At 49.8% G+C, this 14,645-nt stretch carries 11 protein-coding genes and 1 pseudogene; 11 read left to right on the forward strand and 1 reads right to left on the reverse strand.

Annotation, left to right across the window (positions count from 1 at the left end; genetic code table 11):
* The first annotated feature begins 1 nt into the window (after position 1).
* The 4 genes from fdhF to ltaE all read left to right on the forward strand — a co-directional run bounded on the left by fdhF (position 2) and on the right by ltaE (position 5,618).
* On the forward strand, positions 2-2,668 hold the full coding sequence (gene fdhF / locus DEALDRAFT_RS16475) for a formate dehydrogenase subunit alpha (protein ID WP_083798713.1): 2,667 nt from the start codon (positions 2-4) through the stop codon (positions 2,666-2,668).
* Between the two features lie 176 nt (positions 2,669-2,844).
* Positions 2,845-3,744, forward strand: coding sequence for a transposase (locus DEALDRAFT_RS16040; RefSeq protein ID WP_050780800.1), 900 nt, complete (start codon positions 2,845-2,847; stop codon positions 3,742-3,744).
* A gap of 34 nt (positions 3,745-3,778) precedes the next feature.
* Complete coding sequence (gene fdhD / locus DEALDRAFT_RS08960; RefSeq protein ID WP_008516762.1) at positions 3,779-4,612, forward strand: formate dehydrogenase accessory sulfurtransferase FdhD; 834 nt, start codon at positions 3,779-3,781, stop codon at positions 4,610-4,612.
* Entirely contained in the window at positions 4,599-5,618 is a 1,020-nt protein-coding gene (gene ltaE, locus DEALDRAFT_RS08965; RefSeq protein ID WP_008516763.1) for a low-specificity L-threonine aldolase, read from the forward strand. The genes fdhD and ltaE overlap by 14 nt, the downstream gene beginning before the upstream one ends.
* A 50-nt stretch (positions 5,619-5,668) precedes the next feature.
* Here ltaE and DEALDRAFT_RS08970 read toward each other — a convergent pair whose 3' ends face one another.
* Positions 5,669-6,517: an Asp23/Gls24 family envelope stress response protein gene (locus DEALDRAFT_RS08970; RefSeq protein WP_008516764.1), complete on the reverse strand. Its 849-nt coding sequence runs from the start codon at positions 6,515-6,517 to the stop codon at positions 5,669-5,671.
* Between the two features lie 148 nt (positions 6,518-6,665).
* On the opposite strand from DEALDRAFT_RS08970, the gene DEALDRAFT_RS08975 reads away from it, so the two are divergent.
* The 7 genes and pseudogenes from DEALDRAFT_RS08975 to DEALDRAFT_RS09005 all read left to right on the forward strand — a co-directional run bounded on the left by DEALDRAFT_RS08975 (position 6,666) and on the right by DEALDRAFT_RS09005 (position 14,504).
* Positions 6,666-8,375 (forward strand): sigma 54-interacting transcriptional regulator, encoded by a 1,710-nt coding sequence (locus DEALDRAFT_RS08975; protein ID WP_008516765.1) that lies wholly within the window; start codon positions 6,666-6,668, stop codon positions 8,373-8,375.
* A 43-nt stretch (positions 8,376-8,418) separates the two neighbouring features.
* A complete protein-coding gene (sucC, locus tag DEALDRAFT_RS08980; RefSeq protein WP_008516767.1) occupies positions 8,419-9,528 on the forward strand; it encodes an ADP-forming succinate--CoA ligase subunit beta in 1,110 nt (369 codons plus the stop codon).
* 12 nt (positions 9,529-9,540) lie between these two features.
* A complete protein-coding gene (gene sucD, locus DEALDRAFT_RS08985; protein WP_008516768.1) occupies positions 9,541-10,413 on the forward strand; it encodes a succinate--CoA ligase subunit alpha in 873 nt (290 codons plus the stop codon).
* Between the two features lie 17 nt (positions 10,414-10,430).
* A pseudogene (locus tag DEALDRAFT_RS08990) lies at positions 10,431-12,105 on the forward strand (acyl-CoA mutase large subunit family protein).
* 25 nt (positions 12,106-12,130) lie between these two features.
* Positions 12,131-12,523, forward strand: a complete 393-nt coding sequence (locus tag DEALDRAFT_RS08995; RefSeq protein ID WP_008516771.1) for a cobalamin B12-binding domain-containing protein — start codon at positions 12,131-12,133, stop codon at positions 12,521-12,523.
* A 23-nt stretch (positions 12,524-12,546) separates the two neighbouring features.
* Entirely contained in the window at positions 12,547-12,951 is a 405-nt protein-coding gene (mce, locus tag DEALDRAFT_RS09000; RefSeq protein WP_008516772.1) for a methylmalonyl-CoA epimerase, read from the forward strand.
* An 11-nt stretch (positions 12,952-12,962) separates the two neighbouring features.
* Positions 12,963-14,504 carry an acyl-CoA carboxylase subunit beta gene (locus tag DEALDRAFT_RS09005; RefSeq protein ID WP_008516773.1) on the forward strand — a complete coding sequence of 514 codons (1,542 nt, stop codon included), beginning with the start codon at positions 12,963-12,965 and terminating at the stop codon, positions 14,502-14,504.
* The last annotated feature ends 141 nt before the right edge of the window (positions 14,505-14,645 follow it).

The raw sequence follows: 14,645 nt of genomic DNA on the forward strand, positions 1-14,645 counted from the left end.
CATGGTTACACTCTTTATTGATGATATCGAGGTTAGTATAGAAGAGGGGTCTACGGTTTTTGAAGCCGCAGAAAAAGCAGGCATTTATATCCCCACCCTCTGTCACCATCCTGATTTATTCACATTTGGTGGCTGCCGGGTTTGCATGGTTGAAGCCAATGGCAAACTGGTAACAGCCTGCCGTGCTCCTGTAAAAGATGGGATGGTTGTCCAGACTGATGTTGAGGGTGCACGCAAGGTGCAGCGTATGGTTGTGGAGTTGATGCTGACAAAGCATAATGAAGACTGCCAGACCTGTGCAAAAGATAGCAACTGTAAGCTCCAGGAAGTAGCTAACTATGTTGGGATTACCCCTGACAGGATGGCTATGCTGCGCCGTTCTGTTCCTGAAGTAGCAATTGATGAAAGCAACCCGTTTTTTAATCTCGACCGTACCCGCTGCATTTTATGTGGAATCTGTATTCGTACCTGTGAGCAGATAAACGGTGTGGCAGCTCTTGATTTTGGCTTCCGTGGGGAGCATACCGCTGTAGTTACTATGGGTAACAAGCAGATGGCCGAGTCAACCTGCGAATCCTGCGGCGAATGTATGGAGCGCTGCCCGACCGGTGCATTGGCGCGTAAAGATGACGAGCGTCCTAACCGTGAAGTTAAGTCTGTATGTGGATACTGCGGCGTGGGCTGCGGCATTCACCTGGGTGTCCGCGGTGACCGGGTTGTATCTGTCCGGGGCGATAAGGAAAACCCTGTTAACAGCGGTCAGCTCTGTGTTAAGGGTCGTTTTGGCTATAACTTTATTAATCATGAAGACCGCCTGACCACACCCCTTATTAAGCGTGACGGGGAGTTTGTGGAAGCATCCTGGGACGAAGCACTTGATCTGGTTTCGTCTAAGTTTAAGGAAATTATCGAGGAGTCTGGACCAAAAGCATTGGGCGGTATTAGCTCTGCCCGCTGCACCACAGAGGATAACTATGCCTTTGCAAAGCTTATCCGCTCACTGGGGACAAATAATCTAGATCATTGCGCCCGACTCTGACACGCCCCCACCGTGGCCGGTCTGGCCACCGTACTTGGTAGTGGCGCAATGACAAACACTATTGGTGAAGTGGAAGATGCGAACGCTATTTTCGTTATCGGTTCCAACACCACCGAAAACCACCCGATTATCGGGTACAGAATTCGCAAAGCTGTTAGAAAGGGCGCCAGGCTGATTGTAGCCGACCCCCGCGAGATCCGTCTTGCTGATGTGGCAGATATTTATATGCCCCTCAGGCCGGGTACTGATGTTGCCCTCATTAACGGCATGCTGCATGTCATCCTCAAAGAAGAATTGGTGGACAGCGAGTTTATCGCTAACCGCACCGAAGGTTTTGAGGAAATGAAAGCAGTAGTTGAAAAATATACTCCTGAATACGCTTCTGAAATTACAGGTGTGCCGGCTGATGACATTGTTGCGGCTGCCAGAATCTATGCAGAAGCTGACAGCGCTTCAGTTCTCTATACCATGGGAATTACCCAGCATACCAGCGGTACAGATAACGTGCTTTCTCTGGCCAACCTGGTTATGTCCACCGGCAACTTTGGCAAGCCCCATGCCGGATTAAATCCTCTGCGTGGTCAGAACAATGTGCAGGGTGCCTGTGATATGGGAGCTCTGCCTACCGTTATTACCGGTTACCAGCCGGTAGCCGATGAAAATGTCCGTGCTAAGTTTGAAAAAGCATGGGGAGTCAGCCTGCCTGATAAGCCCGGCATGACTATGACGGAAATGTTCCATGCGGCAGCAGATGATCGTATCCGCGCCATGTATATTATGGGTGAAAACCCGCTCTTAAGTGATCCCGACGGCAGCCACATTTGTGATTGTCTTGAGAAGATGGATTTCCTGGTAGTTCAGGACATCTTCCTGACAGAGACTGCAGAGTTAGCTGACGTGGTGTTGCCTGCCGCAACCTTTGCTGAAAAAGACGGTACTTTTGTAAATACAGAGCGCCGTGTCCAGCGTGTTCGTCGTGCTTTAAAGCCCCGTGGCGAAAGCAAGCCCGACTGGGAAATCATGCAAATGCTGGCGAAGAAGTGCGGCTTTGACTGGAATTATGAGTCTGCCGAGCAGATATTTGCTGAAATTGCCCAGTTAACTCCCAGCTATGCCGGGATTAGTTTCGAACGCCTGGAAAACGGCGGAGTACAGTGGCCCTGCCCTGCTCCTGATCATCCTGGCACACAATATCTGCATGCCGGCAAATTCAGCCGTGGCCTTGGTAAGTTTAGCCCGGTGGAGTATCGGCTTTCGTCAGAACAGGCAGATGAGGAATATCCATTCCTGCTCACTACAGGACGCAGCCTCTACCAGTATCATACCGGTACTATGACACGTAAGACAGAAGGGTTAAACCAGTTCCATCAAGAGGAACTGATGGAAATCAACCCTGCAGATGCCAGTGCCCTTGGAGTGGGAGAAGATGACTCTGTAACGGTCACCTCTCGACGTGGCACTGTAAAGTCCAGAGTTCATGTCACAGACCGTGTTCAGCCTGGAGTGGTATTCATGACCTTCCACTTCTCAGAAACAGCATCTAACCTGCTGACAAATCCTGAGGTTTGCCACGTTGCAAAAACACCTGAATTAAAAGTCTGTGCTGTTCGCGTAGAAAAAGCATCATAAATAACAACACCAAAAGCGAGTGCCACAGGCACTCGCTTTTAACTTGGGGTCAGGTTTAATCTTATTAATCATTTGACAATAAACCAAAAGAAAACTTAGAAAATGCCCAAAATATTATAGGAAATTTCAGAATTATGGCGAAATACCAAATATATGATCGAAGGATGGGATCGGTGATGGCAAGAAGAAGGAGAATTCACTATCCTGGTGCAATCTATCATATAATTACTCGCGGTAACAACAAAAATAAAATTTTTTCCGATGAACAGGACTACAAAAAACAGTTACTGATATATAAGGATCATCTTGCTCCTTTTGAAATCGATGTCCTGTCGTACGCACTTTTGCCTAATCATACTCATTTGTTAGCGCAGGTCGGTAATTATGAGCTGGGTTATTTCATGAAGATGGTTCAGCAGAGGTATACGCAGTACTACAACAAAAAAACTAATTCTGTAGGACATGTGTATCAGGGGCGTTATACCGCGTTTCTGGTTAAAGACCTGTTCTATCTTAAACAACTGATTGCGTATATTAACTTAAATGCAAAGAAAGCTAATCTTGAACAAGTGCTGGGGCAGTATCGGTGGACAAGCCACTATGAGATAGTTAATAACAAGCCGTTTATTCTCAACAAAGCCAAACTGCTACGTCACTTTGACAATGATTATAGTAAAGCAATGAGTGAATATCTGGCTCTGTTGTCGGCGGATTCGAATTTTGATCCTGAAATTGATGATTATTATGAAAAAGATGAAAGTGGCATAGCGATACCTAAGAATAAGGAAGTTGTAGTGCGCAGTTTAGATGATTTAGCAATGTGGGTTGCTTGGCACTTCAATATTGAACCCAGATTTATAACATTTTCATCTAAGGCTCGGAACATAGTAATGGCCCGGCGCGTGCTTATCTTTTTAGCGCGATATTACTTTAGTATTCCCGGCAAAGAAGTGGCGGAATTTCTCTCAATGACAGAGCAGTATGTGGCGGTCACCACGCAAAAAGCCTGGATGAACAAAGACACAGAGACGAAAAAAATCGCTGAAGCTATATGGTGTGAGATGTTAAATGATTAATAATATTAAACCTGACCCCCGGGAGGGATTGTAAATGATTAATAACATTAAACCTGACCCCCAGGAGGAGAGGCGCATTTGGCGGTTTGATGTTGAGGGTGTGCGCCAGATGGATGATGTGGTGATTCGTGAGGTGCCGCTGACCATCTACCTTAATGGGCAGGAGTTTGTTACCCTTTTATATACGCCGGAGATGGCGGATATGCTGGCGGTGGGTTTTTTGCGCTCAGAAGGGCTGGTTAAAGATTTTGGTGATATTACTTCGCTTCGCTTTGACGGTGAGCGGGGGTTTATTTTTGTGGAAACGAAAAACGGCGGTTTGACGGAGAAGCTTTATGGGAAACGTACTATTACATCCGGCTGCGGCAAGGGAACGGTGTTTTTTAGTGTACTGGATGCCCTGAAAAATAAGCCGGTGGAGTCTGGGCTTTCCATTACATATGAGCAGGTTCTGGGGCTTGTCCGGCAACTGCAGGAAAATGCTGTTTTATTTCAGGCTACCGGCGGAATACATAGTGCAGCCCTTTGTCATCCCGACGGTGTGGTTTACACCTGCGAAGATATCGGCCGCCATAACGCGGTGGATAAAATTATCGGTTTATGTTTAAAGAATTCCGTGTCCCTGGAAGATAAAGTTTTAGTGACCAGCGGACGTATTTCCTCGGAAATCCTGATTAAAACGGCTAAACTGGGCATCCCTGTTCTTTTGTCAAGAGCGGCTCCTACCACGCTTAGTGTGGAGTTGGCGGATACTCTGGGTGTTACGCTAATTGGTTTTGCACGGGGGAGGCGTTTTAATGTTTACACACACCCTGAGCGTGTTCAGATAAATGAAGTTATTGGAGGCAATGAAGGTGAAGATAATTGATTTGCGCAGTGATACAGTAACCAAACCCACTAAGGCTATGCGGCAGGCAATGATGGATGCCGAGGTGGGCGATGATGTTTATGGTGAAGACCCAACGGTAAACCGCCTGGAAGAGAAGTCAGCAGAGTTGATGGGTAAGGAGGCAGCTCTTTTTGTCCCCACCGGCAGTATGGGAAACCAGTTGGCGCTGATGGTTCATTGTGAGCGGGGGCAGGAAGTGATTTGCGATGCCGATGCCCATGTGTTTCATTACGAAATGGCTGCAGCAGGCATTCTGTCCGGGGTGCAGCTCTACCCTGTGACGGACTTACATAATGAAAACGGCTTAGGCGTCTTGATTGATCATATCCGTCCTCCCCTTAGTTATTTGCCGCAGACCAGGCTGATTTGCCTGGAGAATACGCTAAACCGTGGCGGAGGCTCTGTGATGCCGTTGGAGCAGATGGCGGTGGTGTACCGGTTGGCCAGGGAATACAAGCTGAAGGTTCACCTGGACGGTGCGCGTATTTTCAATGCTGCTACCGCGCTGCAATGTGATGTGACGGATTTGAGTGGTTATGCGGACTCTGTGATGTTTTGCCTCTCCAAAGGCCTTGGGGCGCCGGTGGGTTCAATTTTGGCCGGCAAAAACGAGTTTATTGAACAGGCGCGCCGTTACCGTAAACTGCTGGGCGGCGGCATGCGCCAGGCGGGCGTATTGGCTGCTGCAGGGCTGGTGGCACTGGATGACATAGCACAGCTCTCAGACGATCACGAAAATGCTGTGCGGCTGGCTGAAGGCCTTGCAAAGATTGAAGGTTTATCTGTGGATCTCTCCAAAGTGCAGACTAATATGGTGATGGCAGAAATACAGGAATTATCGGTGCAGGAATTTCTGGATCGCATTTTAGAAGCCGGTGTGGCTGCCGGGCCTATGGGCCCCGGCAGGGTGCGGTTTGTAACGCACCGTGATGTGACGGCAGCTGATATTGATGAAGCCCTGATGCGCATTGGACAGGCCCTTTAGGCAATAGAAAAACAGGTCTCCTTTAGTAGGAGGCCTGTTATCAGTAACTTTTAGGCGGTTGGCTCATCTTGCAGGTCCGCAGGCAAATCAATGCGGCGTGCGGTAACCTGGATTGAGTGCAGGTTGAACCCGGTCAGGTGTTCAATGACTTCTTTAACTACGCGCTGCACTTCCTGCAGGACCTGAGGAATATTTTGCCGGTAGTAAATGTTAACCTCAATTTCCAGAGAGGCTCCGTCCGGTTTAGAGATTACTTCAATTTTGCGGATTCGGGAGACGCCGGGCACCTTTGCCGCCACAAAACCAACCATTTCAGAAATTACATGCTCGGCGATGTAGAAGCGTCCCAGGGAGCTGTAAATGGGGCGGACAATGGAGCGTTCAATTACCACTTTTTTAGTATCTTCGCGATGATTCTTGCCCCAAAAAGATCGTAGCGGGTCTATTAAGTATCCGGGAAAATCTTTTTTGATGGCAAAGGTGGGAATGGGAATTACATGCCGGTTTTCTTTGCTGCGCAGCTCCCGTGCCTTATTTATGGCCCGGGGGGAAGCAATTTCTTCAATGGTAATGATTTTTTGGGGAGCAGGCAGGTTCAGGCGCTCTGCAATACGGTGTGCCATTTTTACAGAGGTGCCTAAGATAAGGATTTTATCTGCCCCTGCTCGTTTAATTTCTGCTTTTACTTCCAAGGCGTGTTTATCATCATGAAAAATGGCACGTTTAACAGCGCCGATTTTGGTGGCTTCCCGTTTGGCAGATTTGCCGGCCATTACCTGACTGCCGTGAATTAGCAAGCCGTCATCGATGATGAGGGGAATATTGTGTTTAAAGGCCAGATAGGAAGCCCGGTGGGACTTTCCTGTGCCGCTGGCGCCAATTAATGCAAATACCTGCATGGGGTCCTCCAACCTGTTAGATTACAAGCGAGACATACTCCAAATATTATAACATAGGTTTGTATTTTGAGCCAATAAAGAAAAACTTTAACTTCTAGCAGGAATTCTTCTAATTTTTACGAATATTCTAAAAGAGAACTCCGAGGGGATGATTTTATTGTCAAAAATTAAAGTTGCAGTGGTGGGCGCAGGCGGTGAAGGCAGTTCGGTTTACCGTGTTTTACGGGAAATCGACAACATCCAAATCATTGGCGTTGCAGACATTAACCTGGCTTCTCCCGGAATGATACTTGCCCGCAAAGATAAGGTGTTTGTTACCGATAGCCTGGAAGAGTTGGTAACCAAACCTGAAATTGATGTGATTATTGAAGCAACGGGAAGCAGCGAAGTGCAGCGAAAAATCCATAAGCTCAAACACCAGGGTACTGCGGTGATGGAAGCTTTGGCCGGCAATCTCCTCATGTCTATTTTGCAAGCCAAAGAAGAGCTGCTTGAGGTTAAAAAACTAAAGAGTGAATTGTGGGCCATACTTAATTCTGTGCAGGAAGCCATTGAAGTGGCAGATAATTCAGGACTTATCAAGTATACTAACCCGGCATTTACACGTGTAACCGGTATCCCGGAAGCACAGCGGGTTGGAAAGAATATCTTTGAGGCCTCTCCCCATGGTGCTTTGGCCCAGGCTTTGGTCAAGCAGAAGCCGGTGGTGGGCTACCGTTCCAAAGTAGGCGGCTCCGGGGTTGAAGTTATTTCCAACGCCGCCCCCATTCTGGTGGAGGGTGAAGTGGAAGGCGCAGTGGTAGTTTTTCAGCCCATTACCGATATTCTCAAGCTGATGGACGAACTGCAGAAGAGTACCACCATCATTGAGAATCTGTATGCCAAAATTGATCAGATTACCGGCAGTAAATACACCTTTGACGACCTCACCGGATCCAGCAAGGTATTTGCCGCCACCATCGACATGGCCAAGAAAGCGGCCAAAAGTGATTCGCCGGTTCTGTTAACCGGGGAAAGCGGCACCGGTAAGGAGCTGTATGCCCATGCTATTCATCAGGCCAGTCAGCGGCGCGGCAAGCCGTTTATCAAAATCGGCTGCGCCTCGGTACCGGAAGAACTTTTGGAAAGTGAGTTGTTTGGCCATGAAAAGGGCGCATTTACCGGGGCGGTAAAAACCAAACTGGGTAAGGTGGAGTTGGCCAACGGCGGCACGCTGTTTTTGGATGAAATCGGCGAGATGAACCCGTATCTGCAGGGGAAACTGATGCGCCTTCTGCAGGACCAAGAGTTTGAACGGGTGGGCGGCAGCGAAACAATCCGCTCCGATGTGCGGGTAATTACCGCCACAAACATTGATTTGAAATCGCTGGTGCGCAAAGGGCGTTTCCGCGAAGAACTGTATTTTCTGTTGAATGTAATCGAGTTGAATTTACCGCCTCTTCGGCAGCGCCGCGAGGATATTCCCGTATTGGTGGAACACTTCATCGGCAAACTTAACCGCAAGCTGGGCAAAAAGGTGCGCGGTGTAGCCCCCGATGCTCTACAGTTGTTGTCCGGTTATGACTGGCCCGGAAACATCCGGGAATTGGAGAATGTAATTGAGCGGGCCATGGTTTCGGTGGAGACGGAAGTTATCGGGCGTCAGCATTTTTCACCGTACATTGGGCAGTTTACAAATGCAGAAACTACTCAGTGTACAGAAATTGTTCCTCTGGATAAAATGGAGCAGATGATGCTCAAAGCCGCATTGGCCCGGTACGGCGAATCACTGGAAGGAAAGAAGAAGGCAGCGCAGGCTTTAAATATTTCCCTGGCTACGCTATACAATAAGTTAAAAAAATACAAGGCCAGCATGTAACAGTGCTTGCAATATAAACAGAGAGAAAGGGAGGAGTAATAGTATGAAGCTCTATGAGTACATGGGGAAGGAGCAGTTTGCCAAATATGGCATTCCTGTCCCCGAGGGCGGTGTGGCATCCACTCCGGAAGAAGCTGCTGCCTTAACAGAAAAGATCGGTTCCGTAGTTGTAAAGTCCCAGGTGCTAAGCGGTAAAAGAGGTAAGGCGGGAGGAATCGGATTTACCGATGACCCGGCCGAAGCCCGTGAATTTTCCGCAAAGTTGTTGGGCAGTGAGTTGTGCGGTTTCACCGTAGACAAGGTGCTGGTAGAACAGAAGCTGCAGATTGACAAAGAGTTCTATCTGGCCATCACCGTAGATGGTGCCGCCAGAAAACCCATTATCCTGGCTTCCGCCCAGGGCGGCATGGATATTGAGGAAGTGCCGGAAGAACATATGGTTCGCCAGACTTTGGATGTGACCATTGGTATGCAGCCCTACATGACCCGCGACATTACCCGGCGTCTTGGTGTAACCGGTGGCATTGCCAAGCAGATTCAGGGTATCCTGCTGAAGTTGTACAAGCTGTATGTGGAACTGGATGCCGAACTGGCTGAAATCAACCCGCTGGTCATCAGTGGCGAGAACGTAATTGCCGCCGATGCCAAGGTGACCATTGATGATGATTCCCTGTTCCGTCATAAGGATCTGCCGGTGGTGGAAGAGCGGACCGATGCTGAAAAGAAAGCCCACGCTCTTGGCCTGTCCTACGTTGAGTTGGAGGGCAACATTGCTGTAATGGCCAACGGTGCCGGTATCACCATGGCCACGCTGGATCTAATTCAGTACTATGGTGGGTCAGCCGCCAACTTCCTGGATGCCGGCGGCGGAGCCGGGATCGAGCAGACTTCCAAAGCATTGGAGTTATTGCTTTCCAAGAACCCCAAGGCCATCCTGATTAACATTTTTGGCGGTATTACCCGTTGTGATGATGTGGCCAACGCTTTTGCCTACGTGAAGAAGAACATTGGTATTCCTGTCCCGGTTGTAATCCGCCTGGTGGGCACCAACGAAGATGAAGGTCGCGCAATCTTAAAAGAGGTTGGCATTGAAGCTTATCAGTTTATGCATGAAGCAGCATCCAAAGCTGTGGAAATCGCCAAAGGTAATTAGGGGGTAAGAGTTATGGCAATTTATTTATATGACGACACACAAGTCCTGGTGCAGGGCATGACCGGTAACCAGGGATCTTTCCACACACGTCAGATGGTGAAGTACGGGACCAAAGTGGTGGCCGGTGTTTCACCGGGTAAAGGCGGTCAGGAATTGGACGGCATTCCGGTATATGATACCGTTGCTGCCGCGGTGGAAAAGCATCGCATCGATGCCTCCATCCTTTTTATTCCCGCACCTTTTGCCAAGGATGCGGCGTTTGAAGCCATCGATGCCGGCGTGAAAGTATTGGTAATGCTGCCTGAGCACATTCCGGTCCAGGATGCCATGGAAATTATGGCCTTTGCCAAGAGTCGCGGCACCGTTGTGGCCGGACCCAATACATTCGGTGTTGTATCTTCCGGTAAGTGTAAAATCGGCATTATGCCCAACCAGTTTTTTGTGCCCGGTGACATCGGTGTAGTTTCCCGTAGTGGAACACTGTGTTACGAAATCGTGGGTAACCTGACTGCGGCAGGCTATGGCACATCCACTGTGGTGGGCCTGGGCGGCGACCGTGTGGTGGGCCTGAACTTTATTGATGTGCTGCAGGAAATGGAAAAAGATCCGGAAACCAAGGCCATTATCATGGTTGGTGAAATCGGCGGCAGCGCAGAGGAAGAAGCGGCGGAATTTATTAAAGCCAATATCACCAAGCCTGTTGTAGCTTACCTTGCCGGTAAGAGTGCACCTCCCGGAAAACGGATGGGTCATGCCGGCGCCATCATTGAACGGGGTAAAGGTACCTTTGAGGGCAAAGTCAAAGCCTTAAACGCAGCGGGAGTGCCTGTGGCGGAGCTGCCTTTCCAGGTTCCCGATCTGCTTGCCGAAGCTTTAAAAAGATAAGTGAGGAGGAAACGCGCTTGTTTGAACAAGAGAATGTAAAGAAACTTCGCATTAAAAAAGAAGACTGGGAGAAAAAGGTCCTGGCCAAGCTGGAAAGGTTTCCTGAGCGTAAGGACTTCAAAACCGACTCCAATGTGCCGGTGGAGCGTCTATATTCTCCGGCGGAAATCGGTGAACTCTCTTATGAAGAGGATCTGGGTTTTCCCGGCGAATATCCATACACCCGGGGCGTTCAGCCCACCATGTATCGCGGCCGTCTCTGGACCATGCGCCAATATGCCGGTTTCGGCAGCGCCGAAGAGACCAATGAGCGGTTTAAGTACCTGTTAAATCAGGGGCAGACCGGCCTATCTGTGGCCTTTGACCTGCCTACACAGATTGGTTATGACTCCGACCATCCCCTGGCCCGCGGTGAAGTGGGTAAAGTGGGTGTGGCCATTGACTCGCTGCAGGATATGGAAATCCTTTTTGACGGCATTCCGCTGGACAAAGTAAGTACTTCCATGACCATTAACTCTCCGGCTGCAGTAATTCTTGCCATGTACATCGCCCTGGGCGAAAAGCAGGGAGCATCCCCGGAACAGTTGACCGGAACCATCCAAAACGATATTCTCAAAGAATATGTGGCTCGGGGCACCTATATTTTCCCGCCCCACCCCTCCATGCGCTTAATCACCGACATTTTTGCCTATTGCGCGAAAAATGTGCCTAACTGGAACACCATCTCCATTTCCGGGTATCATATCCGTGAAGCAGGCTCCACTGCGGTACAGGAAATCGCCTTCACACTGGCAGACGGCATTGCTTATGTGGATGCGGCCATTAAAGCGGGCCTGGATGTGGATGATTTTGCTCCGCGCCTGTCCTTCTTCTTTAATGCACACCTGAACTTCTTTGAAGAAGTGGCAAAGTTCAGAGCAGCACGTCGCCTGTGGGCCAAGATCATGAAAGAGCGCTTCGGGGCCAAGAATCCCAAGTCCCTGATGCTGCGCTTCCACACCCAGACAGCCGGTTGTTCTCTGACAGCTCAGCAGCCTGACACCAATATTATGCGGGTGGCATACCAGGCCATGTCAGCAGTATTGGGAGGCACTCAGTCTCTGCACACCAACTCCCGTGACGAGGCATTGGCCCTGCCCAGCCAGCATTCAGTGCTGATTGCCCTGCGCACCCAGCAGGTCATCGGCTATGAAACCCGGTGTAACCGATACAGTAGATCCGTTGGGCGGTTCATACTACATCGAAGCATTGACCGACCAGATTGAGCAGGATGCCGCCGCATATATCGAAAAGATTGACGGCATGGGCGGTGCGGTTGACGCCATTGAAAAGGGCTTTATGCAGAAGGAAATTCAGCAGAGCGCCTACACCTATCAGCGGCAAATTGAGACCGGTGAGCGGGTAGTAATCGGTGTTAACAAATTTATCACCGAGGCGGAAGCTCCCAAAGATCTGCTGAAGGTTAATCCCGCCGTGGCGGACAGCCAGGTTGACAAGCTGAAAAAACTGCAGGAGAACCGTGACCAGCGGCAGGTGGCTGAAGCGCTGCGTAACCTGCGCAGTGTGGCTCAGTCCAGTGATAACATTATGCCTGCCATCATTGAAGCGGTGAAGGTATATGCAACTTTGGGTGAAATCTGTGGGATTTTGCGCGAGGTATTTGGTGAGTACCAGCAACAAGTGATGCTGTAAAACCTCAAGGAGGCGAAAGAATAATATGAGCGAGCAACGAATCAGGGTTCTTATTGCCAAAGCCGGCCTCGACGGTCATGACCGCGGCGCCAAAGTGATCTCACAGGCGCTGCGTGATGCAGGCATGGAGGTAATCTATACCGGATTGCGGCAGACACCGGAGCAAATCGTGGAAACAGCCATCCAGGAAGACGTACAGGTTGTGGGTTTAAGCAGCTTAAGCGGAGCCCACATGCAGCTGTTCCCTCCTGTGGTGCAGCTTTTACGTGAACAGGATGCAGCGGATGTAATGGTAATTGGAGGCGGCGTAATTCCCACTGATGACATTCCTTACCTGAAAGAGGCGGGAATTTCGGAAATATTTACGCCGGGCACCTCCACAGAAGATATTGTCAAGTATATCAAGGAAAGAGTATAATCTTTTGCAGGGGAGGAGAAATGATGATCAAAAAAATTGATCATATCGGCATTGCGGTAAAGAGCATTGAAGAATCCAAGAAGCTCTATGAAAATCTGTTGGGCCTTAAAATTACTGAAACTGAAGTGGTGGAAGAACAGAAGGTCAAAGTGGCTTTTCTGCCCACCGGAGACAGTGAAGTGGAATTGTTGGAATCCACCGACCCGGATGGCCCGGTGGCCAAATATATTGCCGCCAAAGGTGAAGGGATTCAGCATATTGCTTTTAGGGTGGAAAATATCGAAGCATCACTGGCGGCCCTAAAGGAAGCCGGCGTGCGTCTCATCGATGAAAAGCCCCGCATAGGTGCCGGCGGTGCCAAGATTGCCTTTCTCCATCCCAAAGAAACACATGGCACATTGATTGAATTGTGTGAACGCGAAGATTAGGAGGTGTTAAGATGGAAGATAAACTGAATCTTCTTCAGGAACGCAGAAAATTAGTAGAAATGGGCGGCGGCGAAAAACGTATTGACGCCCAGCATCAAAAGGGGAAGCAGACGGCCAGAGAACGCCTCCATGCGTTTTTGGATGCAGACAGCTTTGTGGAGACCGATGTTTTTGTGCAGACCGGGTTGGACAACGCCGATGATGTGGGCAAAAGCAACCCCGGCGAAGGCGTGGTTGCCGGATATGGTACTGTAAACGGACGTCCGGTTTACGTCTACGCCCAGGACTTCACCGTTGCCGGTGGTTCTTTGGGTGAAATGCATGCGGCCAAGATTTGCAAAGTGATGGACCTGGCTATGAAAACCGGCGCTCCTTGCATCGGCTTAAACGATTCCGGCGGAGCCCGGATTCAGGAAGGTGTTAAAGCATTAAACGGTTACGGTGAAATCTTTTACCGCAACACCATTGCCAGCGGTGTAATCCCCCAGATTTCTGTTATTATGGGGCCCTGCGCCGGTGGAGCGGTGTATTCTCCGGCCATTACCGATTTCATCTTCATGGTGGAAAACACTAGCCAGATGTTTATCACCGGACCGCAGGTTATTAAAGCGGTAACCGGCGAAGAGGTTTCCTCAGAAGATCTGGGCGGCGCCAATACCCATAACACCACCAGCGGTGTAGCCCATTTTAAAGCAGCAGATGAAACGGAGTGTATCGATAAGCTGCGTGAGCTACTGTCGTACTTACCCTCCAATAACCTGGAGGATACTCCCGCCGTTGCTTCGGAAGAACCCACCCTGGATGCTTCCGAGTTGGTAACCCTGGTGCCTGACAATCCCAACAAGCCCTATGACGTGCGGGAAATTATCAAGCGCGTGGTGGACGGCAGCAAATTCCTGGAAGTGCATGAAACCTTTGCGCAAAATGCTGTGGTGGGCTTTGCCCGCCTGGGTGGCAAATCCGTAGGTATCATCGGTAACCAGGCCAAAGTGATGGCCGGTGTGCTGGATATCGATTCTTCGGACAAAATTGCCCGTTTCGTCCGCTTCTGCGACTGCTTCAACATTCCCCTGGTAACATTTGTGGATGTTCCCGGATACCTGCCCGGCGTTACTCAGGAATACGGCGGTATCATCCGCCACGGTGCAAAGCTTCTCTATGCTTACTCGGAGGCCACCGTGCCGAAAATTTCCGTTATCCTGCGTAAAGCATACGGTGGTTCCTACATTGCCATGAGTGCCCGCTGCCTGCGTGCCGACCTGGCATTGGCCTGGCCCACAGCTGAAATTGCCGTTATGGGTCCGGAAGGTGCGGCCAACATTGTTTACCGCAGAGAAATTGAAAACGCAGACGACCCGGCAGCTGAGCGTGCCGGCCGTGTACAGGAATACCGTGACAAGTATTCCAACCCGTACATCGCCGCCGCCCGCGGTTGGGTGGATGATGTAATCGATCCCCGTGAAACCCGCAAACACCTGCTCAAGAGCCTGGAAATGCTGGCCAACAAGCAGGAAGACCGTCCCCGCAAAAAACACGGTAACATCCCTCTGTAAAATCACCGAAGAGCATCCCATGTGGGATGCTCTTCTTTCAATGTGGCTGCAAATCGGGGACGGACCTTTTTTCGCACAAACCATGCAAAATTTTGCAATTCGATAAGTTGCCTGTACTTGTAGAGGGGCCCCGTAGCCTCG

It is taken from the genome of Dethiobacter alkaliphilus AHT 1 (genome assembly GCF_000174415.1).
In the GTDB taxonomy this organism is placed as follows: Bacteria; Bacillota; Dethiobacteria; order Dethiobacterales; family Dethiobacteraceae; genus Dethiobacter; species Dethiobacter alkaliphilus.

Excerpts from the sequence above, each read along its gene's own strand:
- DEALDRAFT_RS16040 (WP_050780800.1), top strand. The coding sequence starts at position 2,845 with ATGGCAAGAAGAAGGAGAATTCACTATCCTGGTGCAATCTATCATATA.
- fdhD (WP_008516762.1), top strand. The coding sequence starts at position 3,779 with ATGATTAATAACATTAAACCTGACCCCCAGGAGGAGAGGCGCATTTGG.
- DEALDRAFT_RS08970 (WP_008516764.1), bottom strand. The coding sequence starts at position 6,517 with ATGCAGGTATTTGCATTAATTGGCGCCAGCGGCACAGGAAAGTCCCAC.
- DEALDRAFT_RS08975 (WP_008516765.1), top strand. The coding sequence starts at position 6,666 with ATGATTTTATTGTCAAAAATTAAAGTTGCAGTGGTGGGCGCAGGCGGT.
- sucC (WP_008516767.1), top strand. The coding sequence starts at position 8,419 with ATGAAGCTCTATGAGTACATGGGGAAGGAGCAGTTTGCCAAATATGGC.
- sucD (WP_008516768.1), top strand. The coding sequence starts at position 9,541 with ATGGCAATTTATTTATATGACGACACACAAGTCCTGGTGCAGGGCATG.
- DEALDRAFT_RS08995 (WP_008516771.1), top strand. The coding sequence starts at position 12,131 with ATGAGCGAGCAACGAATCAGGGTTCTTATTGCCAAAGCCGGCCTCGAC.
- mce (WP_008516772.1), top strand. The coding sequence starts at position 12,547 with ATGATCAAAAAAATTGATCATATCGGCATTGCGGTAAAGAGCATTGAA.
- DEALDRAFT_RS09005 (WP_008516773.1), top strand. The coding sequence starts at position 12,963 with ATGGAAGATAAACTGAATCTTCTTCAGGAACGCAGAAAATTAGTAGAA.